Genomic DNA, 24,953 nt, shown 5'->3' with positions numbered 1-24,953 from the left:
CAAATTCTTGCTAACTCCATCAACATCAGTATCTAGTTGCTCAACTCGCGTTGAAAACTATTAAGCTGGTAAATAGCACATTAAAAATTTACCGAAAATTCGGAATCGCCCCAGAAACCTTTAAACTGAGCGATTCAAGCTGACTCATTGGCGAACTACCTGTAATTACATTATGTTTGATGCTTTATCTGACCGTTTAGAAAGTGCCTGGAAGAAACTACGGGGACAGAACAAAATATCTCAATCCAATATTCAAGACGCTTTGCGGGAAGTGCGCCGCGCCTTGTTGGAAGCAGATGTTAATCTCCAGGTAGTTAAAGATTTTATTAGCGAAGTCGAAACCAAAGCCCAAGGAGCCGACGTGGTTAGTGGTGTCCGCCCTGACCAGCAGTTCATCAAAATTGTTCACGATGAATTAGTGCAGGTCATGGGAGCAGAAAACGTTCCCTTGGCAGAAACTGAGAGAAAACCCACAATCGTCTTAATGGCAGGGTTACAAGGTACTGGTAAAACCACCGCCACCGCCAAATTAGCCTTACATTTACGCAAATTAAACCGTAGTTGTTTGTTAGTCGCAACAGACGTATATCGTCCCGCCGCTATTGATCAGTTGCTGACTTTAGGTAAACAAATTGATGTCCCAGTATTTGACCTGGGTAGCGATGCTGACCCTGTGGAAATTGCCCGCCAGGGTGTAGAACGTGCCAGAGCCGAAGGTGTAGATACAGTCATTATTGATACTGCTGGTCGTCTACAAATCGATCAGGACATGATGGCGGAACTCGCCCGCATCAAAGCCACTGTAGAACCTGATGAAACCTTGCTGGTTGTGGACTCCATGACTGGGCAAGAGGCAGCAAATCTCACGCGCACCTTTCACGAACAAATCGGCATTACCGGGGCAATCCTGACCAAATTAGATGGTGATAGCCGTGGTGGTGCGGCGCTGTCAGTTAGGCAGATTTCCGGAGCGCCCATTAAATTTGTCGGTGTGGGCGAGAAAGTCGAGGCACTGCAACCTTTCTATCCCGATCGCATGGCCTCCCGGATATTGGGCATGGGTGATGTTCTTTCTTTGGTAGAAAAAGCCCAGGAAGAATTTGACCTAGCTGATGCTGAGAAAATGCAGGATAAAATTCTCTCTGCTAAGTTTGACTTTAACGATTTTGTCAAACAGTTACGGTTGTTAAAAAATATGGGTTCACTGGGAGGGATCATGAAGATGATTCCCGGTATGAACAAGATTTCCGATGACCAACTGAAGCAGGGAGAAACTCAACTCAAGCGTTGCGAGTCCATGATTAACTCCATGACCCGCCAAGAACGCCAAGACCCGGATTTATTGGCAAGTTCTCCCAGTCGCCGGCGGCGCATTGCTAAAGGATCTGGTTACAGAGAACCGGATGTGAGTAAATTGGTGGCTGATTTCCAAAAAATGCGAAATCTCATGCAGCAAATGGGTCAAGGTCAAATGCCGGCGGGAATGCCAGGTATGTTTGGCGGCGGTATGGGCAATCCTTTTGGTGGTGATGGTAATCGTCCCTCTAATCCTGGATGGCGCGGCTATAATACCCCGGCTGGCACCAAAAAGAAAAAGAACAAAGATAAGAAGAAAAAGGGCTTCGGCACTCTGTAGACTTGACAAACTGTTCACTGTTAACTGATAACTGTTAACTGATTCATAGCAGGTAATGCTAGGCAAGTGCTAAAATGAGCATTTCAGTACCAACAAATCGGAGAATCATTCCTCGACCATGATTAAATTGCGCTTGAAGCGATTCGGGAAAAAGCGGGAACCAAGTTACCGCATTATCGCTATTAACAACCTAGCTCGCCGCGATGGCCGTCCCCTAGAAGAACTGGGATTCTATAACCCCAGAACTGATGAAGTGCGACTAAATGTTCCCGGTATCGTTAAGCGACTACAACAAGGCGCTCAACCGACCGATACCGTCCGCAGCATTTTAGTAAAAGCCAATGTTTTTGAACAGGTCAGTGCCACAAACGCATCTTAATTCCAGCATCCTATCTCCAAAAGCTAGTCCTGATTATATTGAGCTAGTAAAGTTTTTGATGCAGCCATTTTTAGAATCTCCAGAGACTTTAAGTATTGATTGTGAATTTTCTCACACGCTTAAACGGGTTTGGATTCGCATCGCCTTTGAAAGCAAAGATAAGGGGAAAGTGTTTGGTCGAGGGGGACGCAATATCCAGGCTATCAGAACGGTAATTGCGGCGGCTGCTGAAGTTGCTGGACAATCAGTATACTTAGATATGTATGGCAGCAATAGTTTGGGACGAGAGGGAATGTCTTCTGATGACAATCAAGAAGAGCGATCGCCTTCGGTGCGAGCCGTGCCATCGCCAGAACCCAAAACTCGTGACAAAACTGTAGATATACCCAGACCTGTTGTCAAACCTCGAACTAGATAGTTAACGAAGAGAAAGTCTGAGCGGTGGACAATCAACTACGCCCCAGTGCTGTGGTTAATCCCGCTCAGATATTTCAATCAGTTAGTCACAAATTAGCTTTGTTGTTAAAAACCGCACTACATAAATTTATTCATAAATACTTATGGCAGAGGCCTTAATCATTCAGCTGCCTAATATTCCCAGTGCGATCGCTCTCGCCGGTGATCGAGAAGAAAATCTCAAACTGCTCTCCCAACAAACAGGGGCTAATTTAGTCTTACGTGGACAAGAACTACACATTAGTGGTACAGCAGCGCAAATTAATCTGGCTGGTAAATTAGTGCGATCGCTGGAACCTATTTGGATTAAAGGCAATACTATCTCCAGTGCCGATATTTTAACAGCTCGCCAAGCCCAGGATAGCGATCGCCAAGACGAACTTCAAGAATTACAGCGAGATGTCCTCGCCAAAACTCGTCGCGGTGAAGAAATCCGTGCCAAAACCTTTCGCCAAAAACAGTACATTAACGATATTCGTAAGCGTGACCTCACATTCTGCATTGGTCCGGCTGGAACAGGTAAAACCTATCTCGCGGTAGTTGTGGCTGTCCAAGCACTCCTCAATAATCAAGTAGAAAAACTGATTTTAACTCGTCCGGCTGTAGAAGCTGGCGAAAAACTCGGCTTTCTCCCCGGAGATCTACAACAAAAAATTAACCCCTATCTCCGCCCCCTGTATGATGCCATCTATGAATTTATTGATCAAGAAAAAGTCCCCAGTTTAATGGAACGTGGTGTCATTGAAGTCGCGCCCCTAGCCTATATGCGCGGACGTACCCTCAATCATGCATTTGTCATTGTTGATGAAGCTCAAAATACCACACCCGCCCAAATGAAAATGGTTTTAACTCGTTTGGGTTTCCGTTCTCGGATGATAATTACAGGTGACACCACACAAACCGATTTACCCCTGAACCAAAAATCAGGACTAGCCGTAGCCTTACAAGTTCTCAAAAACGTTGAAGGTATTGGCTTTTGTGAATTTACCCAAAAAGATGTTGTCCGCCACCCTTTAGTTCAGCGCATTGTCGCCGCCTACGAAAGATACGAAAGATAGTTAATAGTTGTTTACTAGCCTTTTTACTGATTAATAAATTAGGAATAAATAATTATGACTAAGAATCTGAGAGACTTTTTAGAAGCCTGTGAAAACTTAGGAACTTTAAGGATTATTGTTACCAGCAGCGCGGCTGTATTAGAAGCCCGTGGCAAAATAGAAAAACTATTTTATGCCGAATTGCTTAAAGGTAAATATGCCAATCTGCACACAGAAGGCTTTGAATTTCACTTTAATATGGATAAAATTACTGAAGTGAAATTTGAAACAGGTACAGCTAAAAGAGGTAACTTTACCACCTACGCCATTCGCTTTTTAGATGAAAAACAAGAAGTTGCTTTAAGCTTATTTTTGCAATGGGGTAAACCCGGAGAATATGAACCTGGACAAGTGGAAGCCTGGCAAAACTTACAACAGCAATATGGAGAAGTTTGGCAACCCATACCCATAGAAACCTTATAAAATCTATCAAATTCATGCTAACTATCAGGGTAATTTGCACTTTTAGCTTAATTATTTTCTGCCTATTAGGATGGAGTGACACAGCAATAGCAGGAGAATTATCCCAACGGTTAGCAAATTTTCCCCAGTGGGAACAACTCACCTCCGTACAACGGGCAGAGGGAGATTTAGTGTATCCTAAATGGATGGCTGGTTCATGGAAAGTTACCAGCACATTGGTAGACTTAGCAGCACCTTTAGCACCGGATATTATTACCCCTGGCTTTGAATCTAATCGCCAACAACTTAATCAGCCAGTGAATTTTTTAGTGCGGTTTATTCCCGAAAAACCCCGCGTTACTGGGTTAAAACTCATTCCTAAAATTGCTAATCAATCTTCAAATTTAGTAGCAGATAGAGTATTTAATAGCTTAAATTTAGCCAGAGCTTATTTAGGTGAAGAAGGTGTATTATCAGTCAAAATAGATCCAGACTCACCAAATCGACAAATTACCCTTTTACCGGGAGAACGTCAATTAGTTTCTATTATCACTGCACGGGCTACTGAAACTCCTAATAATAGCCAATTCATTACCGCAGAAGTATTTCAACAATTATTTAAAGGCGCTGCGCGTCCCTATTTCAACGTAGTTGAATCTACTACTGCATATCAGCAAGTTTCTACATCTTATCCCGCAATCATAGCGGATCAAGTAACTGCTGTTTATCTCTCACCCCAAGATCCAGATTACTTTACCGCAGGTTCCCATCCAGTCGCCCTTTATCGCTATCAATTGGAATTTTCACGTAATTCTGAAGATTAATTTTCCCAGACTTGACTACTTTATATTACATAAATAGGCTAAATTTAGCAGTCTAGGATGGTGTGCATTATGGCTAAATTTCAAGATATTCTCCATTATTTTCATGCACACTGGAAGCTGAGTGTTTTAACTATTGCAGCATCCAGCATTTACGAAATCATTGATTTAGTTGTTCCTTATGGGATTGGGCAAATTTTAAATGTTTTATCTAATCAACCTTTAGATAGACCATTAGAAAGTGCGATCGCCACCATAGGAAAACTGATCAATTACCCAGTTAATCAAACTCTATCATTAGGTGTATTACTGGGTTTAATTTTTTTGGTTACCGTAGTCAAAGCCCCCACACAGCCTTGGCTCACCGTTTGGTTCCACTGGGATATACCCTTAAAAGCGCGTCGAGATCAAGCCGAAGCAGCCATAGCTAAAATTCTCACCCTCCCACTAGAATTTTATGATGAGAATAACCCTGGACGCATTTCTGGACGATTAGCCAGAGGTTTGTCTAACTATACTTGGACTTATCCTGAAATTGCTGGACAGTTGATTCCTAAACTATTTCGTGTGCTAGGAATTTTTGGATTTATTTTATTCATTGAATGGCGAATTGCAATTTTATATCTCATCTCTTTTATATTTATCCTCAGCTTTAGTTTAAAGGCTTTGCGCCGGATAATTTGGCATGAAAGTCGCTTGGATAAATATATGGAAGGTACTGAAAGCCGCACTTCCGAATTAATTACTAATATCAAAACAGTCAAAGCCTTTGCAACAGAATCTCAGGAACTCAAGCGACAAAAGCAACGTTTAGACCGAGAATTTACCGTTGTTGATTATCGCATCCATAAAGGTTATGTCAAACTGGTGACTTTCCAAAAGGCTGTAATTCAATTTTGTGTGTTTGCAATTTTGGGTTTAACCTTAGCCGCAACAGTAGATGGGAGAATTACTCTCGGTCAGTTTGTCATGACTTTAACTCTTTCCAGCATGGCTTACGCTGAATTGGAACCCATCAGCACAATAGCAGAAGTTTTCGCCCGTCGCTATTCTTCAATGTTACGTTTTCAAGAGTTTTTACAAGAACCAATTGCATCTGATGCAGTGAATATTTTAGAAGAACCAAAACCAGGGGAAGTGCCGGATAAATTCATCGGAAAAATCGAGTTATCACACATTAGTTTTGGATATGATCACAGTCGTCAAGTTTTGCAAGATATCAACTTGGTAATTGAACCATATCAAACTGTGGCGTTAGTTGGGCGTTCTGGTTCTGGGAAGTCCACTTTAGTAAAATTGTTGCTGCGGTATTTTGAACCTCAATCCGGGAAAATTTTGATTGATGATCAAGATATTAGTACTTTGGATATCGGTAAGTATCGGCGCAGGTTAGCGATCGTTCACCAAGAAGTGGACATTTTTAACGGTACTATCTTGGATAATCTCACCTATGGTAAACCAAATGCGACGCTAGAACAGGTCAAGGAAGCCTGTAGAATCGCCAGAGTTGATGAAGTGATGTCACACCTCCCCCAAGGTTATTACACGGTTGTTGGGGAACGTGGTGTGAGGTTATCTGGAGGACAACGACAGCGCTTAGGAATTGCGAGGGCGTTGCTAGTGGAGCCAGACGTGCTAATTTTCGATGAAGCTACCTCTAGTTTGGATTATGAGTCCGAGCGTGCTATTCAATTAGCCATGCGTTCAATTCAAGGGACTTGTACCACAATTGTCATTGCTCACCGTTTAAGTACAGTCCGCGAAGCCGATCAAATTGTAGTCCTGGATCAAGGAAGAATTGCTGAAGTGGGTAGCCATGCTCAACTCTTGCGCCACGAAGGGATTTACCACCGCTTACACTCCCTCCAAGAAACGGGAGAATTACTGACTTAGAGTGACATCAATCGTCTCCTCAAAATCTTTTTGAGAAAAGGCTTGCGTTTTCCAAAACTTGGTGCTAACGTTAGTAACTGTGAAACAAATGGGTCGGTGTCCGAGTGGTTAATGGAGACGGACTGTAAATCCGTTGGCTAGCGCCTACGCTGGTTCAAATCCAGCCCGGCCCACCACTTCTGAAGTAATGAGCTATAATTGCTAGGTGATTGGTAAATTCACTGCTTTATAGCTCATAACTCAAAAACCAAGTCTTGTTTCCGCCCGTGTGGCTCAGTGGTAGAGCACACCCTTGGTAAGGGTGAGGTCACGAGTTCAATCCTCGTCACGGGCTTTCTATTATTAGAGATAAGTAGATTTCAATTATAGGTGTTCAGGTTTTGAAACTGTTGACAAACTGAATTCCTATTTTATTGTTTTGACTATAGTTCTAGTGTAATACTATACTTTAATAGTTAAAAACAGATGAATATTCCAAATAACTCATCTAAAAGATTAACAGGTGTTAAATCATTTCCAGGTAGATTAACCATGCAACTACCCAGACAACTTTGGAAAGGCACAAAAAAATTTTTTATCTTTAGCTGATAACAGATAATTTCATTGTGCAGCAGGACAAAAGCAGATTATATTTAGCGAGGTTGTAGAAAATTTTTAACGGGTGCGGCAGGGATCGAACCTGCGACCAACGGATTAGAAATCCGTGGCTCTATCCACTGAGCTACGCACCCAATTTATGACTATGATAATAAACTAGCCATCTAGCCAATTATACCCTAATCTTCTCTGAAGAAGCAAATAAAAATTGCAGGTTGCCCATGAGCAAGGGTATGATTCAAGTCGCTAGTTATGTGATTTACAGTAAAAACACAGTAAATGGGCTATTGATTAGCTATATTGTGTTCCCAGTAGGTGATTTGTGTGTTGATATAAATGCTCTTTAGGCGGTTTACTTGAGGTTAGCTTGTGGCGATCGCAACGCTCAACTCAATAACACACTAAGTAATCGTACTCTTGGCGATGTTACCCAATCACGACTATAGATGATCGCATTATCCACAAAGCCCCTGTGAGGAGTTATTTGCTAGTGCCATGTTTATTCTCAAACGGCAGGATGTTGAAATATCGAGTATTCAGCACCCAAAACGGGATCAGCAAGTGCCGATCCTCAATTATCAGGGGCAAACCTTTCGCTTAATTAGCGTCTTCAAAGCTAGCCAAGAAGAAGAAGCTAGATCCTTGTGGAGGGAATTAACTGATAATCGAGGTAAAGCCTGTGTATTGCTAGAGGAACCAGATCGCTTTAGCGTTTGGGGAAAAGTTCGCTTAGATCAAATAGACAATGACACAGGTGGTCATGGTGAGAACGAAACTTATATTCAAGGCGGTCTTTTGCTGTTGCAAGCCGTTTATCTGGACATAGAAGAGTTATTAGGCAATCGGCAAGCAGCACTGTTTGAGAAAGATATTGCTGAATTTTTACAAAGGCAACAATTTCCCGAGACATCTTCCCTAGAAGCAGTCAAAAACTTAATCACAATTAACCCTCTCGAAACAGTTAAACTTCCTCCTTGGCAAGAAGATCATCTGATCCATTTATTGGAACAAGTGCATAAACTGGGAAAAACATATTTTGGGAATACAAACTTTGCCCATGAAGTTACTGATACGTTACAAGATATGCCAGAAACAGAGCGATCGCTGTTTATGAGTTGGCTAAATCAATCATCACTGGGTAAACTGTGGCAATAGCATGACAAGTGTGGGAAAACTGGGTCTACTCGCCATGATGCTAGTGATTAACTGGTTTATTACTGGATAAATAGACTGCTTCCTACACAGTCCTGCACACCAAAATACTGTTGAGTGCATTTACATAGTTAGTTTTTATGAGTAGCTCTTACGACAAAATCGACCGTTCTCCATCGATTCTCAATAATCACAACCTGATCTTGGTTGGTATTAGCTGGGCTGTGCTGGCACTGTTATACTTTTTATTATTTAGTGCCAAAGTTCCAGGAGCAGATGGTATAGAAACTCGTGCCGATTGGTATGTGATTGGTACAAATATTTTTGAAGCTTTGGCTTACTTGGGTTCTGGTGTTTTATGCTTGAGGAATTGGCGTAGTCCGCAAATTGTCAGCAGCCGGAATATTTGGCTCGCAATGGCGATTGGGATGTTTTCTTATTTCCTGGGAGGGATATTTTTCGGTTACACAGAAATAATTTTAAACGAAGAACCAGATGTGTCCATTGGCGATATCTTTTTTGTCCTGAGTTATATTTCGGTGGGCGTAGGCATGATTTTAGCTGTAGCTTCCAGACGACTAAATTTAGAAAAATGGCAATTGCTGGCTGTGTCAACAATTGCCGTATTTGGCAGTCTGTTAGCATGGTGGATCTCTATGAAACAGACAGGACCTTCAGAGATGCTAGCTACTATCTTGAGTTGGTTTTACGTAGTTAGCGATGTAGTTTTGCTAATTATTGCTACCACCTTGTTACTAGCCTTTTGGGGAGGGAGAATCGGCCAGTCTTGGAGAATGATTGCAGCGGCCGCGTTTTCGCTCTACATTGCAGATATGTGGTTTCAATATGCTCAAGGGCCAAACTATCAAAGTGGGGAGATACTAGAAGTGTTTTGGGTATTTAGTGGAGTTTTATTTGGTATGGGCGCTGTCCTAGAACATGAGGCATCATTGAGCCGAACTCGGCGGGAGCGCGGGCGCAAACGAGCTTAGAAAATTTGGTGTCTACCGTGAGAAAATTAACAGATCCTGACAAACAAGAAATTCTGAAGTTATATCGAGAAACTGCCGAAACAACCTCAACTTTGGCAGAACGCTATGGTGTGAGTAATTCGACAATTAGTCGCCTGCTCAAAAGCACCTTACCAGAAGAAGAATACGAGTATCTCGTTTCTCTTAAACGTGCCGCTAGGACTCCTGAAGGCAGGGCGCAGGTAAGTTACGAGCAAGTGCCTTTGTTAAGTCAGTTAGAGCCAGAAACAGCACCACCAACCGAGGAAAAAGCTAATCCTCGCTTGAAGCTAGCAGAGATTTCACCGCCCCAGCCAGTTCTGGAAGAAGAGGACTCAGAGTCAGATGAAGAATTAAACCCCTCTATCAGACGAGTCCGGCGGCGTTCTTCAGCCGAGGAAAAACCCAAGTTACGTACATCAAAGCGATTAGAAATAGTCGAACCGAAGCCACCAGAAGTCACCAGTATTCCTGGTCCAATTTTAAAGGAGGAGCATCCCGAAGCAACTGTGATCGCCCATATCCTGGGAGAAGAATTGCTAGAGGAATCAGAAGATCTATCAGATTTAGATGATGATGATGATGATTTAGACGAGGACGATTACGAGGATGATTATGAGGACGAGGAAGAAGATTTAGAGGATTCACCACCTTTAGTTCCAAGACAAAGGGTTAGTGAAGCCGCAGTTCAAGTCTTACCATTCTCAGCCGCACAGCTACCGAAAAGTTGCTATTTGGTAATCGATAGATCCTCAGAGTTAATTACCAGACCACTGAAGGATTTTGGTGACTTGGGAGAAATTCCGAACCTCGAAACCTTGCAAAAAACTTTGCCCGTGTTTGATAACCATCGAGTCGCAAAGCGTTTTTCAACCAAGCGCGATCGCGTGATTAAAGTTCCAGACAGTAAAGTCCTGCAAAAAGCTAGTACCCATCTGCAAGCCAAGGGCATTACACGACTATTGATTGATGGTCAGGTCTATTCTCTGTCTATGGTTTAAAAGTTATGGAGATACCTGCTGATTATGGTGTAGTACTGGTGACAACTGCCAACAAGCAGGAGGCTGAAACCATCGCTAATGCACTTTTGGAAGCTCAACTAGCAGCTTGTGTGAGTTTGTTGCCGATCCATTCAATTTACTCTTGGGAAGGAGAAATTTACAAGGAGTATGAGTGGCAGTTGCTAATTAAAACTGATTTGGCGATATTTTCCACTTTGGAAGCCAAAATTCGGGAACTCCATTCCTACGAATTTTCAGAAATCATCGCCTTACCTATTGTTGCAGGTTCACACGCCTACTTACAATGGATTTCTGAACAGGTTCGGCCTTAGCACTTGTCTTAGAACCCCTGTTTCTCCCATCATCCCTGGGACTAGGGTATGTATAGACCTTAGCCCTTGGGGGGAGGTCTTGGGGGTCTGGTAATTTTAACTAAATCTGAGCGTCAATAGCTGCTGCAAAACGCTCTGCCAAATTAATAATGTCCTGTTTGCGGGCAATTTTATTGACCCATTCTGGGGGAATATTGTCTGCACCGTAGTAAATTCCTGCTAAACCCCCTGTCACCGCAGCAGTAGTATCTGTATCGCCACCCAAGTTAATAGCTTTCAGTACCGTCTCGGAGTAAGATGAGCTATTTAACAAGCACCATAGCGATGATTCTAGGGTATCAATCACATAACCACCAGAATTAATTTCTGCCACTGGTATCTGGGCTAGTTCACCACTGAATATTCTGCGAAAATGTCGCTTTTCTAAAATATATTCCCGCTCAGTATAAACTGATTGAATTTTTTCTAATCCTTGTAAATAAGCTGTTTCTAGGTTAGCCCCTTCCAGTAAGGCGACGGCAATACTAATATAAATACCGCAGGCCATTTGCGATCGCACATGAGCATGGGTAATGGCCGAAACATCATGCACCCGCGCGATCAATTCCGGGAAAGTTACGTTTCGATGACAATAAGCCATCGGTAAAATTCGCATCAAAGAACCATTACCATTACTATTTTCTACCTTACCTCCTGCCTGATGAGGTAAAATTCCCTGCTTGAGGCGCATAATTGCTTCATGAGTATTGTGACCGATATCAAATAACTCGCCACGGGGAGTCCAATAAGCTTGCTTATACCAACGCCAGAAAGAATTGGCGATCGCATCCAGAGAATAACCTCTACAGAGGCTTTCTGCCAAGCAAAATGTTAACGAACTGTCATCTGACCAAGTTCCCGGCGGTTGATTCCATGTACCATAACCTAGCATCGTTGTCACCGGAGATTTGATTCTTTCCACGCGGCTAGTAAATTCAACTGGCACACCCAACGCATCACCGACACATAAACCCATCAAACCAGACAACGTTTTTGTAGCGGTTAGCATTATTCACTCTCCATGAGAATTACTAAAACTTCACTTTATAGATTCTCTCTTAAGCTTGTTGCCATAGCTGCTACAGCCTATTATTTGATCATAATTGAATAGCCAGAATAAGCGATATTAATTAACTATATGGTCTGACATATATTGCCTAAATTTGATAGTGTTGATTGTGCCACTTTCTCAAGTGACTACTTTAGAGAAATTCTCACTAGAGTAAATATCTAGTTTCTCTTTGCAAGCCAGCAATCTCACCTATAATATATGGCTGGGGATGAGGTATTGCAATTCAGTGTCTCTCAGTGTCAAGGGAATAGGCTGCCCTTGAGCCAAGTCGTAAATAATCACAACTTAGAAAAAAGCTGAAAATTATCTGGAACCTTTTGATACTATTTTCGACATTCAATTTATAAAGCAAAACCTACAAAGTTTTCTCAAAATTATGAAAAATATCCTCAAGTCTTTTCTGACAATCTCTGCATTGTCTTTAGTAGTTGCGCCTGTAATGATGAGTGCTGGTCAAGCTGCCGCTCAACCCACAAAAGGTACAGATGCTAATTATTTAGGTGCTGGTATTGCAGCTGGTGTGACTAATGGTGGAGACAATGGTGATGCGGCTAACTTTGGTGGTAATCTTACAGGCCGTCTGAAATTAGGCAATATGCCAGTGTCTGCACGTGGTAATGTTCTTTGGAATAACGAGACCACCGCTATTATTCCAGAAGTTTCCTTAGACATCCCAATTGCAAATCGGACTAATGCCTTTGTTACTGGTGGTTATTCTTTTGTCGAGGACCAAGGCTCACCCACTCCTATGGGTAACAAAAATGCTGTAGTAGTAGGTGCTGGAGTAGAATCAGAAGTTGCTAATAACTTCCTACTTTACACCAATGCTAAAGTCGGAATCAGCGCCTACGAAAATAGTTCCGGTAGTGCTGTCAGCATTAATGGCGGTTTAGGCTATCGCTTTAAGTAGGGACTGGGAATTGTTGAATTAACTACTCAAGATAATTTAAAGTCGGTTTTATTAAGTGTTAAATCACTGATAAAGCCGGCTTTTTGCCGTGTTAAAATTAAATTATTCTGCTTATTTCCGACCGGATTACCGGAAATCACTGAGCCGAAAAATTCCTTCGGTGTTCACCGATGCTTTATTGAGAATAATATAACAATTCTGATGGTTAAATCTGCTCCTGCCCCAATTGCCAATCGTGACAAGCCTTCCAAAGTAGAAGGCATCAAGGAAAAAAGTAATTTTTTACGCGAACCTGTAGCTACGCAAATCCTTGAAGATACAACTCATTTTACCGAAGAAGCAGTACAACTGCTGAAGTTTCATGGTTCCTACCAGCAAGATAACCGGGATAATCGCGTCAAGGGACAGGAGAAAGATTATCAGTTTATGCTGCGAACCAGAAATCCTGGTGGGTTTATACCGCCACAACTGTATTTGGCTTTAGATAAGTTGTCCGATGAACACGGGAATCACACATTACGAGTGACAACCCGTCAAGGTTTTCAGTTGCATGGGATTTTAAAAAAGAATCTCAAGGCGGCGATCGCTACTATAGTCAAAAATATGGGTTCCACCTTGGGCGCTTGCGGTGATCTTAACCGTAACGTCATGGCTCCACCCGCTCCCTTTAAAAATCGCCCCGATTACCAGTATGCCTGGGAATATGCCAATAATATCGCTGATTTGCTCACACCTCAAACCGGAGCATATTACGAAATTTGGTTAGATGGGGAAAAAATCATTAGTGGGGAAGAAAGCCCAGAAATCAAAGCTGCACGAGAGCGCAATGGTACAGGTACTGTTATTCATAACAGTGAAGAGCCGATTTATGGCACTCACTATATGCCACGCAAATTCAAAGTTAGCCTGACTGTACCTGGTGATAATTCCATAGATTTATATTCCCAAGACTTGACCTTAGTCGTTATGACTAATAAGCAGGGAGAACTACAAGGATTTAATGTGTTTGCTGGGGGAGGTTTTGGCAGAACACACAATAAAGAAGAAACCTTTGCCAGAGTCGCAGATGAGATTTGCTATGTAAACAAAGATGATGTTTACGATTTAGTGAAAGCCATTGTTGCGACTCAACGAGATTATGGCGATCGCACTGACCGCCGTCATGCTAGATTAAAATACCTGATTCACGAATGGGGTGTAGATAAATTCCGCACCCAAGTAGAAGATTATTTCGGTAAATCAGTCGCCCCCTTCCAACCCCTACCAGAGTTTAAATATTACGATTTCCTGGGCTGGAATGAACAAGGTGATGGCAAACTATTTTTAGGAATTTCCGTAGAGAATGGTCGCGTTAAAGATCAAGGTTCCTTTCAACTGAAAACCGCCTTACGGAAGGTTGTCGAGGAATTTAACCTACCTATGCGCTTGACACCCCACCACAACATTATTTTTTACGACATTCAGCCAGAAAATAAGTCAGCCATTCAAGAGATCTTGCAGCGTTGCGGTATCGTTGATGACCCCAATAGCATCGAACCTCTAGTCCGTTATGCAATGGCTTGTCCAGCTATGCCTACCTGCGGCTTGGCGATTACCGAATCCGAACGGGCTATCCCCGGCATTTTAGCCCGGATTCGCACCTTATTAGACAAAATTGGTTTACAAGATGAACATTTTGTGATCAGGATGACAGGCTGTCCTAACGGTTGCGCTCGCCCCTACATGGCAGAATTAGGCTTTGTGGGTAGCGCTCCTGAATCTTACCAAGTTTGGCTAGGAGGTTCCCCAGATCAGACAAGATTAGCCCAAGCTTATACAGAAAAGCTACATCATAACGACATAGAAAGCTTTTTAGAGCCGATTTTTGTTTACTTTAAGAACTTTCGTAAATATGAGGAGAGCTTTGGTGATTTTTGCGATCGCTTAGGTTTTGATGCCCTGCGAGAATTTGCTGCTACTTACCAGCCTGAAACTACTGCTGCCAGTAAATCACGGCATCGGGTAAGTATCCGAGATGAAGTATATGCTCAGTTGAAACAAGCAGCTAACCAGCAAAATAAACCGATGACAGAATTGGTTAACGAAGCCCTAGAAAGTTACTTTCAGAATTTGTCATAAATTTCAACTTGATGCTGAATTTTTTAACCTACTCTCCATTACTTTTAATAGAGGGTAGGTTTTATTTTTTGACACTAATGGGACTCACGCAAGAACTCTTTGAAACCCTCTTGACTTCTCCCAAGGGGAGACGCTACGCGAACGTGTCCTTTGTGTCCTTTGTGGTTCGTTTTCCATAATTTTGTCTAAGTCCTAACTAATACAGATAAAGGTTGTTCGTCAACAAATGTGGTTAATTGATAAAGTTAGTGCTTGGGGTAAACAGCGACTCACAGAAATCAAAGAAAGTAACAGTGGCGAATGGCATTGGTTAGCAGAAAAGCCCATGCCCATAGCTGCACTTAGCCGTAGTATGTGGCGGGGAGCGGTTTCTTCCAAAAACTTTTACATCCTCCTGTTTTTATCTGGGATTATCTCCACTTTGGGACTGCTGGCAAACAGTGCTGCTACGATTATTGGCGCGATGATAGTAGCACCGTTGATGGGGCCGATAATTGCGATCGCCTACAGTATGGCCGTAGGAAATCAGCGTTTGTTAAAGCGTTCTAGCGTTACTCTGTTCAGTGGAATTGTGTTAACTGTTGTCACCGCCATGATCATTGCCAAAATTGTGGGAATCAAAACTTTTGGCCCAGAAATTTGGCAAAGAGTCAGTCCGACCTTACTAGATTTAGTCGTAGCTTTGGCAGCTGGTGCAGCTGGTGCTTATGCTAAATCACGTCGTCATGTTGCTGATGCTTTGCCGGGAGTAGCGATCGCTGTAGCTCTAGTTCCACCTTTAAGCGTTGTCGGCATTGGTATCGCCATCGGTTCGCGTTCGGTCGCTAGTGGCGCTTCTTTATTATTTTTGACAAATTTAATCGGAATTATTTTTAGTGGCGCACTGGTCTTTCTCGCACAGCGCTATGGTTCTTTAGAAAGAGCGCGTCAAGGTTTGATTTTATCCATTGGGGCGATATTTATTTTGGGCTTACCCTTGGGATTCTCTTTAGATAACTTACTTCTGAAAGAACACACACGACGCAGTATTGAATATTTACTTTACCGTCGAACTCTGACATTTTCTAGTCAAGACATTCGCAGTATTAAAGTAGAGCGACAGGAAGATTCTCTGGTTGTGGAAATAGAAGTAGCGGCTCCCATTGGTTCCATTTCCGAAAACCAGATCGAGATGGTGAGGGATTTTGTCCAGGAAAGTTTGAAACAACCGTTAACTTTAAATGTCCGGGTAATTCCCATCCAAGAATTTACTGCCCCGGCTGTAATTAATTAAATAAGTATGGCGCAACTACAACGCATTGCGATCGCCCCCTCTCAAATTCAAGCTAGTGTGATTACCCTGACAAAAGAGCAACAGCATTATCTCACCAGAGTATTGCGGTTACGTCCAGGCGATCGCTTCATTGCTATGGATGGTCAAGGAAAATGGTGGTTAGCTGAGTTACAAATAGAACAAGCCGAGATATTAGAAACCCTGACCGTAGAAACCGAATTATCTTTAGCAATTACCCTGATGGTAGCCTTACCCAAAGGCAATGGCTTTGATGATATAGTGCGTTATTGTACTGAATTAGGAGTAACTTCTATTGCTCCGGTATTGAGCGATCGCACCCTCCTAAATCCCAGTCCCCAAAAACTAGAACGTTGGCGACGCATAGCCACAGAAGCAGCCGAACAATCAGAACGGGCTTTTGTCCCCACAATTTTTCCACCCGTAGCCTTCAGTACTGCGATCACTGCGACTACAGCAACTCACCGTTATATTTGTGAAGCCCGTGGCGATTATCCCCATTTAAACCACCTGATTACAAATGACATTCCAGAAATTGTCATTGCTACAGGCCCAGAAGGGGGATGGACGGAAACAGAAATTGCAAATGCGATCGCATCAGGATATCAACCAGTATCCCTTGGTCGTCGCATCCTACGAGCAGTTACAGCCCCAGTAGTAGCATTAACCCTAATTTCCGCAATTTCTGAAGTATAAATAAATTAGTGATTCCACCACAATTGACTACGGAATTACTCATCCGTAACCATCACACTGTGCCATGATAGAACAACTTGCCAGCGCCTTTGAGCGTAAAGATTATCACACAGCCGCCAAACTTCTCAAACAGCTATTAAAAGAAACACCAGAAAATCCTTGGGTACAACTTTATCTAGGGAAACTACATCAAGTATCTGGAAAACGCCAACAAGCAGAGAAAGTTTATCGCCAACTCCTCAGAAATACAAGCAACACCAAAATACTCACCCAAGCCCGCCAAGGTTTACAGCAAATCCAAGAAATCCAGCAAGAAGAAAGACAACGCGCCATATCTCAAGCCACATCCCAACCCAATAACGCTGAACTAGGGGTATTAATCTTAGAACCCTTAGCTAGTGAATTAAAAACTCTCGCTGCGCCAAAATTTGCTCAAATAATGCAACTAGACCCCTACAGCGCCAGGCTAGTTTTACCCAGTCGCAGTTGGAAATTATATCGTAGTGGACCAGTGGGAGAACTGCAATTTTATGGACAACAGTTACAACAAGCCGGGATTCCTTGCTTTTGGACAACCATAGCCGCAGTCCAGCAAATTCAAGTTTTTCAAATCAAATATTTTTCCGCATCACAGCCCAAACCTACTATTGTTTGTCGTAACCCAGCCAATCAACTTGGTTCCCTAACATTTGACTGGTCAGAAGTTACAGCCAGAGTTCTCGGACTTTTACCAATTTTTGAGCAAGTTGTAGATGTTGATAGCCGTTGGCAATTAGAACGAAAAACCCAAACTCAATACCATGCTCAATTTTGTGATTTACACCTACCTAGTAGAAATTGCATTCTCCGACTTTATGATCAAGGTTATGAATTTCAGGAAGGTATAGAAATTATTGATAAAGCTGGGGAAAATACCACCACAATTCATTGGAATAGTTTACTGCAATGGATTTTGCCACAAATTCCACAGGTAAAAACTTGGTCAAATTTCACAGCTTTTGGAGAGACGGTGTTAGACCAAAAAGAACTGCTGGGACACATTCAGCCTCACATTCACCTATTTCGTAGGGAACAGACTAATTGGGACCCAGCATTTCATTTATATAGTGGCTTAGTATTTTTGAACCTGGCTCAAAATTCCCAGGGAAGCTAAGTACAATTTTTCAGAATAATTAAACGCAGATGAAGACGGATGATTTGATGATTCTGTGCAGCGTTAAATCAGTTAGTTAGAAGTTTTCATCTTACCAGCCATATCTAGGTAAGAAGTCATATTCGCACCTGGACGACGACGACTGGAACCAGAACCGGAAGGCGCAAGATATTTGGGTGCAAATGTAGTTTCAGTAGGTGGTGTTTTTACACTATTCGATACTGCTGCTGGCGCTTTAGCGGGTTCAGCTTGAGGCGCTTTACCATTTTTTGATGGCTTTTTAGTTGATTTAGTTGCTGGCGCTTCCACTGCTGTTGTAGTTGCAGGTTTTGTACCATTAACTGTAGGTGCTGGGGAAACCTCTTTCTCTACAACTTTCGGTGCTGGTGCTACTTTATCCCCAGATTCATCTAACTGTAAGTAATAGCCATTACCTTTCTTTCCTGGTAATAACCCGGTGATGAAACTGAAAATACCTGTGATTAACTTTTTGATAAAACCGAACATCAGAATTTCTCCCGTATTTATATATTTTCGACCCTGGTGTACAAAAACGCAGTCTATTAAATTTCTTTGCACCAACTATGCTATGAGGGTGATAAACGTTATAATTATCTACTTAACTAGCATTGAACTAAAACTACAGGGTAAATAGTCTTAACTCTTGAATGCAAGCACTCGCAACTGTTAGATATCAAGAGTTAATTATTCAATCTTATGGGATCTCAGCGCAAGAATATGAGATGTTGCTTAATTAAAATTAACATTTTGTTGTGGTCTCAGTGAATAACCTCAAAAAAATAGACTGAGCAAACCAGCGTCCTAATTCCCACAGTTTGTTGATTTCTTAACCAGTATGAGAAGTGTCATAGGCGATCGCCCTGCAAGCATTATACTCAGTTACATATATTACAGACTTGTTCATATAGGCAAAATTAATGAACACTGAAAACCAACAGCGCAATTCGGTTTTATTGATACATGGTATTGATGACACAGGAGCCGTTTTTAATCAAATGACCAGTTACCTGAAACAACTGGGTTGGTCTGTATATACTTTAAATCTGATTCCTAACAATGGTGCTGTTAGTCTGGATATTTTGGCACAGCAAGTAGCTAATTATGTGACCAATACCTTTCCCCCAGAACAACCAATAGACTTAATCGGCTTTAGCATGGGCGGAATTGTCAGCCGTTACTATGTTCAACGGCTAGGAGGGATTAACCGTGTCCAGAGATTTATCACTATTTCCGCACCTCATCATGGTACTGTGACTGCCTATGCTTCCCAGCGTCCAGGCTGCTTACAAATGCGCCGCAATAGTCAGTTTATCAAAGATTTAAATGCTGATGCGACAATATTAGATCAACTAAATTTTACATCAATCTGGACACCCTATGATTTGATGATAGTTCCAGCAAAGAGTTCACAAATGCCTCTAGGAAAAGAAGTATTATTACCAGTTATGTTGCATTCTTGGATGTTGACAGATTCCAGGTGTTTGGCTACGGTAGCATCTGCTTTAACTGAACCAATTAAGCCCCGTCACCAATTTCGGTATACTGAGAACTACCAAAAATCGCCTCTGGGTGGCGGTAATATTTAAATTCCATCAAGTTGTAAAAGGGATCTTCTAAAAAGAAAGTGCGGTGTTCTAAGGTCGAACCTACAAAACGATTTTTAGGTGATTCCCGAAAAAGAAGCTGCTTTTGTTGTGCTTTTTCTAGCAACTCTTCCCAGTCATGTTCCTGAATAAAAATTAGCCCAAAGTGCCTGGGGTAGATACCTCTTTGGGGTGCTAAAGTCTCTTTGGTGACATGGGCTACCAACTGATGACCGTAGAGGTCAAGAATTAGCGCTTGGGGATTTTCACGCCCAGGAGTACAGCCGAGACTGTCCACATAATATGCTTTAGTTTGGGCAATGTCAGTTACGGGAAAAGCCAGGTGAAATAAAGTTTGGTTCATAGCTAGAATGGTTGGCTAAGTGGGTTGGTGTTAAAATTTGTCGTTATCAGGACTTACGCAAAATTATGAAAAAACGAACCACAAAGGACACAAAGGACACGAAGTTAAGAGGGTTTAAGAGAGTTCTTGCGTAAGTCCTAGTTATGACAAGAGAACATCAAATATTTAATTACGGAATAACTAACCGCAGAGACGCAGAGGACACAGAGGAATGAGGGTTGGAGTGGTCACTGCGATGCCCTGAGCCTGTCGAAGGGAGCTTGTCGAAGTGAGAGTTTTTGCGTAAGTCCTGTTATATATAAATTTATGTCTTCAAAATTATTTGTGGTCAATTTGCATACAGTTTTAGATAATTTCAGCTTATATCTTAGTGAAGATGTTTGTTGAAAGTGGGGTAGAAAGACGATCAACATATCTGTAGACTTCGGGGAAGTTTTTTATGGTTTTCCCTGTTTTTTCTCTAATAGGAGTGTAAGAGGAAGATAAGCTAGGGATTTTTGGAATTAGGTAGTGGCAGAAATTGAAGAACAGCCCAGTCTAAAATTGGTTATTCTGTTGATATTCTGACAAAACTACTGATGATTGATGATGTTATCTTTTATTGACTCTGTAAATCCCTGGTTGGTAGCAATAGGATTAAATACCATTTTATTGGGTTTAGTATGGATTGCGCCGAAAAAGTTACTCACTCCCGCCGGAGTATTTCACGCTTGGTTACTGGGAGTCCTGATTTGGGTAACTCTGGGTTGGCGAGGATATCTGGTGGTAGGGTTCTATTTTATAGTGGGTTCCGGTGTCACACGTATTGGTATGGCGCAGAAGGAAGCAGCAGGAATAGCTGAAAAGCGTTCTGGTGCTAGAGGCCCGGAAAATGTTTGGGGTTCGGCTTTAACTGCGGCTGTGTGTGCGTTGGGAATCGGGTTACTGAATTCGGGATTAATTACACCCAGTACCCCGTCCTTTGTCCCCAATGTCCAGTCTCTGCTGTTGTTGGGCTATGTGGCGAGTTTTAGTACCAAGCTTTCTGATACTACTGCTAGCGAAGTGGGTAAAGCCTATGGTAAACGTACCTTTTTGATTACTACACTCCAACCTGTATCTCGTGGTACAGAGGGCGCGGTAAGTTTAGAGGGAACTTTAGCTGGTGTGGTGGCTTCGATGGCGATCGCCTGTTTAGGTTGGGCGGTAGGTCTGATAGACTTACTAGGGATAGTTTGGTGCATATTGGCTGCATTTATCGCTACTAATTTAGAAAGTGTAATTGGTGCAACTTTGCAATCTGAATATGATTGGCTCACCAATGAAGTAGTGAATATTTTCAATACATTAATCGGCGCGATCGCATCTATACTTCTCGCCTTGATCTGGACAATTTCTATTACTTCATTACCTGGCTAATTCTTGAAAAAACACAAGTATTTTACAGAACACTTTGCTGGTGTAATTTTCGTTTATCCATACAAAGATCAAGAGTATTGTCTGAAGTTGCAAATTATAGTTTGTAATATATCAATCCTTAACAGTTGTTTATTAATTTAATTCATGGAATCTTCATCATTTTTGACTATCAATGACCAACCAATTTTTATCAATCAAGCTGTAAAATATCTGCAAGCCTCTGGAAAATTATCAACTTTCATTGGCGATATTCTCCGACACTATGTTATTGAGCAAGAAATTCAAGGGCGAGATGATATCGATATTACTCCCGCTTTCACTGAACAAACAATCATCGATTTCCGCCTCAAAAATCAACTTAATGACCCGGAAACTTTTCAACAATGGTTACAGAATAATGCTACAGATTACGCTAGCTTTTCCGAAGCTATTACTTTTAACTTTAAGTTAGAAAAACTCAAGCTTTTAATTACAGAACCAAAACTCTCAGAATACTTTATTGAACGCAAAATTTTTCTAGACCGGGTGATAGTTTCCCGGATTATTGTTGATAACCGAGAAATAGCTGAAGAACTACAAACCCAAATTGAAGAAGGAGGTAGTTTTGAGCAACTGGCTAGAGAATATTCATTATCAGAAGACCGCATGGTTAATGGAATGATGGGGCCAGTTAGCCGAGGCACAATTCCAGATCAATTAAGAGCAGCTGTTGATATAGCCACTCCTGGAGAAATTATTGGCCCTATAGAAATCGAGGGACGTTATGGCTTATTTAGATTAGAACAATTTTTGCCAGCGTCTTTAGAAGATATGCAACTCCAACAAGCACTACAAAATGAATTATTTGAAAAATGGCTAGTCGAGAAAATTCAAAAGCTGACGGTCAAATTACAAATGAGCTAAAATCTCTGGATAATCAATCTCTACACATCAACGCCCTCGCTTCCATCCGTTGGAATCAACCGCCTTTATCTGGGTTGAGTTCTGAACAAAAATCCCATCTGCAAAACCAAGCAGAAATCCGTCAGTATCGTCTGGGAGAAAAAATTTGGTCAAGCGCCGCAGATAGCTATCAGTTTTTCATTGTTACTGGTAAAGTCCGCTTGCGGGAAGAAGGAGAAGGTCAACCATTAGCAGCTCTACAACCAGGAGATTGGTTTGGTAATTTAGATCATCTAACTGTAGATTGCAAAGCCATAGCTGCTAGCAAAGAAGTAGTTGTTGTGTGTTGGCGTACAGCTTTATGGCAAGAATTTTCCACTCCCGAAATTGCTGAGTTTTGGGGAACTGCGGAGGAAGAAAAGGCAGAGAAAATCCAGAAACTGATTCCACACTCCACTTTTGTCGCATCCGGTTATCCTTTCGTTTCTAGTGTGAATACGGCTGCGGCTTGTTTAACAATGGTGGCGCAACAATTAGAACATCCGGTGAAGTTGGAATGGGTGCAACGCCAACTCCGGGGACAAAGCCCGAAAAATCTCGTAGAAGCAGGGGAAAAGTTGGGTTTAGTGTTGCGGAAGTTGCAAGTTAACTGGAATGACTTGCGACAGTTATCATTTCCTGCAATTTTACAATGGCAGCCTGATTCATCTCCGCCGGCTTCTTGGGTGGTAGCCTATGGGATGAAAGGATCTAATTTGATGATTGGGAATCCTTTGAATGAGGATTATGCTTGTGAGAGTTTACCTCAGTCCGTGGTGGAGTCTGCGTGGGATGGTAGACTCTGGCAAGTGGAACTGGTATCAGAACAAGAAAATTTTAACTTGAGTTGGTTCACCCCAGCCGTTTGGAAGTACCGCAAACTTCTAGGGGAAGTATTACTTGCGTCTTTCACTTTGCAGATTTTGGGTTTGGGGACACCACTGATTACCCAAGTTGTGATTGATAAAGTGATGGTGCAGCAGAGTTTACCGACTCTGGATGTGATGGCGATCGCACTTTTATTAATTGCTTCATTTGAATCTATACTAGGTATTCTGCGGTTATTTATCTTCACTCATACCGCCAGACGTTTAGATCTAAGTTTATCAGCGCAACTATTCCGCCATCTCATGCGTTTGCCTTTAGCTTATTTCGAGTCGCGGCGCGTCGGCGACACCATAGCCAGAGTGCAAGAACTAGAACAAATCCGCCAGTTTCTCACCGGCACAGCATTAACTGTAATTTTAGACAGTATCTTTGCAGTGGTGTATTTGGTGTTGATGTTTTACTATAATGTCCAACTCACCTTTGTCGCCTTAGCGGTATTACCATTATTCGCCGCCTTGACAATTATTGCTACCCCAATTCTGCGTAAATGGCTGAATGAAACCTTTAATCGTAGTGCCGACAGTCAATCGTTTCTAGTGGAGACAGTGAGCGGGATTCACTCAGTTAAAGCTCATGCAGCCGAACCAGTAGCACGCGATCGCTGGGAAGGATTATTTGCTCGTTTTGTGCGTACAGGATTTAAAGCATCCACAACCTCTAATATTAGCAGTAATATTGGTAACTTTCTCACCAACTTTTCCTCCTTACTCATACTTTGGTTTGGAGCCAAATTAGTCATTGAGCAAAACTTAACCATTGGGCAACTTGTCGCCTTTCAAATGTTATCTGGAAGAGTTACCGGACCCCTATTGCGTCTAGTGCAACTATGGCAAAATCTGCAACAAGTCCTCCTTTCTGTAGACCGCATTGGTGATATCTTAAACATTGCCCCAGAAGCAGAATTAGGCACAGGTTTAGTTTTACCACCCCTCAAAGGTCAAGTCACCTTCGAGCAAATATTTTTCCGCTACCAACCACACATTGAACCAGTCCTCAAAGGCATCTCCTTCAAGGTAGAACCAGGGCAATTTGTGGGAATCGTCGGCCGCAGTGGTTCGGGGAAAAGTACCCTTTCCAAACTCCTACAACGCCTATATCAAATTGAATCAGGACGGATTTTGATAGATGGATTTGATATTAAGAGTGCTGATTTAGCCTCACTACGGCAACAAATTAGCGTAGTTCTCCAAGAAGACTTCTTATTTAACGGTACTGTCTTAGAGAATATCACCCTGGGAAATCCCGATATTAGTGCCGAGGAAGTAGTAGAAGCAGCCAGACTAGCTGTAGCCCATGACTTCATTAGTCAACTACCCTACGGTTATGAAAGTAATGTCGGAGAAAGAGGAACAGCGCTATCTGGGGGACAAAGACAACGCATCGCCTTAGCCAGACTCTTTCTTTCCCAAGCGCCGATTTTAGTCTTAGATGAAGCTACCAGCGCCTTAGATAGTGAAACCGAACAGCAAGTTTTGCAAAACTTACAAAAGGTTTCTGCTAACCGAACTGTGTTTCTGATAGCTCACCGCTTCGCGCCCCTTAAACGGGCTGACTTAATTCTAGTCTTAGAAAAAGGTGTGATTGCTGAACGCGGTACTCACCCAGATTTATTACAACAAAAAGGTTTGTACTGGTCTTTATATCAACGTCAGCAAGCAAATGTTTAACAGGATGTTTGCTAAATTAGTTACGATTAAGCGGTTAGCCCGCTTTTTTTATGGGT

The 24,953-nt window shown here is 42.2% G+C and carries 23 protein-coding genes and 3 tRNA genes; 22 read left to right on the top strand and 4 right to left on the bottom strand.

Annotation, left to right across the window (positions count from 1 at the left end; all coding sequences use genetic code 11):
- Positions 1–172 precede the first annotated feature (172 nt).
- The 9 genes from ffh to VB620_RS12200 all read left to right on the top strand — a co-directional run bounded on the left by ffh (position 173) and on the right by VB620_RS12200 (position 7,018).
- The gene (gene ffh / locus VB620_RS12240; RefSeq protein WP_323196429.1) at positions 173–1,636 is read left to right on the top strand and encodes a signal recognition particle protein; all 1,464 of its coding nucleotides are present in this window, start codon (positions 173–175) and stop codon (positions 1,634–1,636) included.
- Positions 1,637–1,754: 118 nt separating this feature from the next.
- Positions 1,755–2,015, top strand: coding sequence for a 30S ribosomal protein S16 (rpsP, locus tag VB620_RS12235; protein WP_089090987.1), 261 nt, complete (start codon positions 1,755–1,757; stop codon positions 2,013–2,015).
- A complete protein-coding gene (locus VB620_RS12230; protein WP_323196428.1) occupies positions 1,978–2,433 on the top strand; it encodes a KH domain-containing protein in 456 nt (151 codons plus the stop codon). The genes rpsP and VB620_RS12230 overlap by 38 nt, the downstream gene beginning before the upstream one ends.
- Positions 2,434–2,575: 142 nt before the next feature.
- Positions 2,576–3,529: a PhoH family protein gene (locus tag VB620_RS12225; protein ID WP_323196427.1), complete on the top strand. Its 954-nt coding sequence runs from the start codon at positions 2,576–2,578 to the stop codon at positions 3,527–3,529.
- A 54-nt stretch (positions 3,530–3,583) separates the two neighbouring features.
- On the top strand, positions 3,584–3,991 hold the full coding sequence (locus VB620_RS12220) for a ChuX/HutX family heme-like substrate-binding protein (protein WP_323196426.1): 408 nt from the start codon (positions 3,584–3,586) through the stop codon (positions 3,989–3,991).
- Positions 3,992–4,005: 14 nt separating this feature from the next.
- The gene (locus VB620_RS12215) at positions 4,006–4,794 is read left to right on the top strand and encodes a DUF6816 family protein (protein WP_323196425.1); all 789 of its coding nucleotides are present in this window, start codon (positions 4,006–4,008) and stop codon (positions 4,792–4,794) included.
- A 69-nt stretch (positions 4,795–4,863) separates the two neighbouring features.
- Positions 4,864–6,684 carry an ABC transporter ATP-binding protein gene (locus VB620_RS12210; protein WP_323196424.1) on the top strand — a complete coding sequence of 607 codons (1,821 nt, stop codon included), beginning with the start codon at positions 4,864–4,866 and terminating at the stop codon, positions 6,682–6,684.
- Positions 6,685–6,774: 90 nt separating this feature from the next.
- Positions 6,775–6,860, top strand: a tRNA-Tyr gene (locus VB620_RS12205).
- Between the two features lie 86 nt (positions 6,861–6,946).
- Positions 6,947–7,018, top strand: a tRNA-Thr gene (locus VB620_RS12200).
- 324 nt (positions 7,019–7,342) lie between these two features.
- Here the strand turns inward: VB620_RS12200 and VB620_RS12195 are convergent.
- A tRNA-Arg gene (locus VB620_RS12195) sits at positions 7,343–7,415 on the bottom strand.
- 361 nt (positions 7,416–7,776) lie between these two features.
- On the opposite strand from VB620_RS12195, the gene VB620_RS12190 reads away from it, so the two are divergent.
- From VB620_RS12190 to cutA, 4 genes are all read left to right on the top strand, one after another.
- Positions 7,777–8,436 carry an Npun_F0813 family protein gene (locus VB620_RS12190; protein ID WP_323196423.1) on the top strand — a complete coding sequence of 220 codons (660 nt, stop codon included), beginning with the start codon at positions 7,777–7,779 and terminating at the stop codon, positions 8,434–8,436.
- Positions 8,437–8,573: 137 nt separating this feature from the next.
- The gene (locus tag VB620_RS12185) at positions 8,574–9,425 is read left to right on the top strand and encodes a hypothetical protein (RefSeq protein ID WP_323196422.1); all 852 of its coding nucleotides are present in this window, start codon (positions 8,574–8,576) and stop codon (positions 9,423–9,425) included.
- Between the two features lie 17 nt (positions 9,426–9,442).
- A complete protein-coding gene (locus VB620_RS12180) occupies positions 9,443–10,444 on the top strand; it encodes a transposase (protein ID WP_323196421.1) in 1,002 nt (333 codons plus the stop codon).
- Between the two features lie 5 nt (positions 10,445–10,449).
- Positions 10,450–10,776: a divalent-cation tolerance protein CutA gene (gene cutA / locus VB620_RS12175; RefSeq protein ID WP_323196420.1), complete on the top strand. Its 327-nt coding sequence runs from the start codon at positions 10,450–10,452 to the stop codon at positions 10,774–10,776.
- A gap of 100 nt (positions 10,777–10,876) precedes the next feature.
- Here cutA and VB620_RS12170 read toward each other — a convergent pair whose 3' ends face one another.
- Positions 10,877–11,824, bottom strand: coding sequence for an ADP-ribosylglycohydrolase family protein (locus VB620_RS12170; protein WP_323196419.1), 948 nt, complete (start codon positions 11,822–11,824; stop codon positions 10,877–10,879).
- A 439-nt stretch (positions 11,825–12,263) separates the two neighbouring features.
- Between VB620_RS12170 and VB620_RS12165 the strand changes: the two genes are divergently transcribed.
- From VB620_RS12165 to VB620_RS12145, 5 genes are all read left to right on the top strand, one after another.
- Positions 12,264–12,797: a hypothetical protein gene (locus VB620_RS12165; protein WP_323196418.1), complete on the top strand. Its 534-nt coding sequence runs from the start codon at positions 12,264–12,266 to the stop codon at positions 12,795–12,797.
- 201 nt (positions 12,798–12,998) lie between these two features.
- A complete protein-coding gene (sir, locus tag VB620_RS12160) occupies positions 12,999–14,915 on the top strand; it encodes a sulfite reductase, ferredoxin dependent (protein WP_323196417.1) in 1,917 nt (638 codons plus the stop codon).
- Positions 14,916–15,141: 226 nt separating this feature from the next.
- The gene (locus tag VB620_RS12155; protein WP_323196416.1) at positions 15,142–16,188 is read left to right on the top strand and encodes a TIGR00341 family protein; all 1,047 of its coding nucleotides are present in this window, start codon (positions 15,142–15,144) and stop codon (positions 16,186–16,188) included.
- 6 nt (positions 16,189–16,194) lie between these two features.
- On the top strand, positions 16,195–16,902 hold the full coding sequence (locus tag VB620_RS12150) for a 16S rRNA (uracil(1498)-N(3))-methyltransferase (RefSeq protein WP_323196415.1): 708 nt from the start codon (positions 16,195–16,197) through the stop codon (positions 16,900–16,902).
- 64 nt (positions 16,903–16,966) lie between these two features.
- Positions 16,967–18,055 carry a tetratricopeptide repeat protein gene (locus VB620_RS12145; RefSeq protein ID WP_323196414.1) on the top strand — a complete coding sequence of 363 codons (1,089 nt, stop codon included), beginning with the start codon at positions 16,967–16,969 and terminating at the stop codon, positions 18,053–18,055.
- A gap of 72 nt (positions 18,056–18,127) precedes the next feature.
- Here VB620_RS12145 and VB620_RS12140 read toward each other — a convergent pair whose 3' ends face one another.
- Positions 18,128–18,562 carry a hypothetical protein gene (locus tag VB620_RS12140; RefSeq protein WP_323196413.1) on the bottom strand — a complete coding sequence of 145 codons (435 nt, stop codon included), beginning with the start codon at positions 18,560–18,562 and terminating at the stop codon, positions 18,128–18,130.
- 431 nt (positions 18,563–18,993) lie between these two features.
- On the opposite strand from VB620_RS12140, the gene VB620_RS12135 reads away from it, so the two are divergent.
- Positions 18,994–19,662 carry an esterase/lipase family protein gene (locus VB620_RS12135; RefSeq protein WP_323196412.1) on the top strand — a complete coding sequence of 223 codons (669 nt, stop codon included), beginning with the start codon at positions 18,994–18,996 and terminating at the stop codon, positions 19,660–19,662.
- Here the strand turns inward: VB620_RS12135 and VB620_RS12130 are convergent.
- Complete coding sequence (locus VB620_RS12130) at positions 19,592–20,023, bottom strand: VOC family protein (RefSeq protein ID WP_323196411.1); 432 nt, start codon at positions 20,021–20,023, stop codon at positions 19,592–19,594. The genes VB620_RS12135 and VB620_RS12130 overlap by 71 nt on opposite strands.
- A 588-nt stretch (positions 20,024–20,611) precedes the next feature.
- Between VB620_RS12130 and VB620_RS12125 the strand changes: the two genes are divergently transcribed.
- The 3 genes from VB620_RS12125 (at position 20,612) to VB620_RS12115 (ending at position 24,897) form a co-directional block, all read left to right on the top strand.
- Positions 20,612–21,421 carry a TIGR00297 family protein gene (locus VB620_RS12125; protein WP_323196438.1) on the top strand — a complete coding sequence of 270 codons (810 nt, stop codon included), beginning with the start codon at positions 20,612–20,614 and terminating at the stop codon, positions 21,419–21,421.
- 144 nt (positions 21,422–21,565) lie between these two features.
- Positions 21,566–22,324 (top strand): peptidylprolyl isomerase, encoded by a 759-nt coding sequence (locus VB620_RS12120; RefSeq protein WP_323196410.1) that lies wholly within the window; start codon positions 21,566–21,568, stop codon positions 22,322–22,324.
- Positions 22,273–24,897: a type I secretion system permease/ATPase gene (locus tag VB620_RS12115; protein ID WP_323196409.1), complete on the top strand. Its 2,625-nt coding sequence runs from the start codon at positions 22,273–22,275 to the stop codon at positions 24,895–24,897. Before VB620_RS12120 ends, VB620_RS12115 begins: the two co-directional genes overlap by 52 nt.
- Positions 24,898–24,953 lie beyond the last annotated feature (56 nt).

It is taken from the genome of Nodularia harveyana UHCC-0300 (genome assembly GCF_034931085.1).
Lineage (GTDB): Bacteria > Cyanobacteriota > Cyanobacteriia > Cyanobacteriales > Nostocaceae > Nodularia > Nodularia harveyana.
The sequence above is the reverse complement of the archived record's forward strand: the minus strand, read 5'-3'. Positions and strand labels throughout refer to the sequence as shown.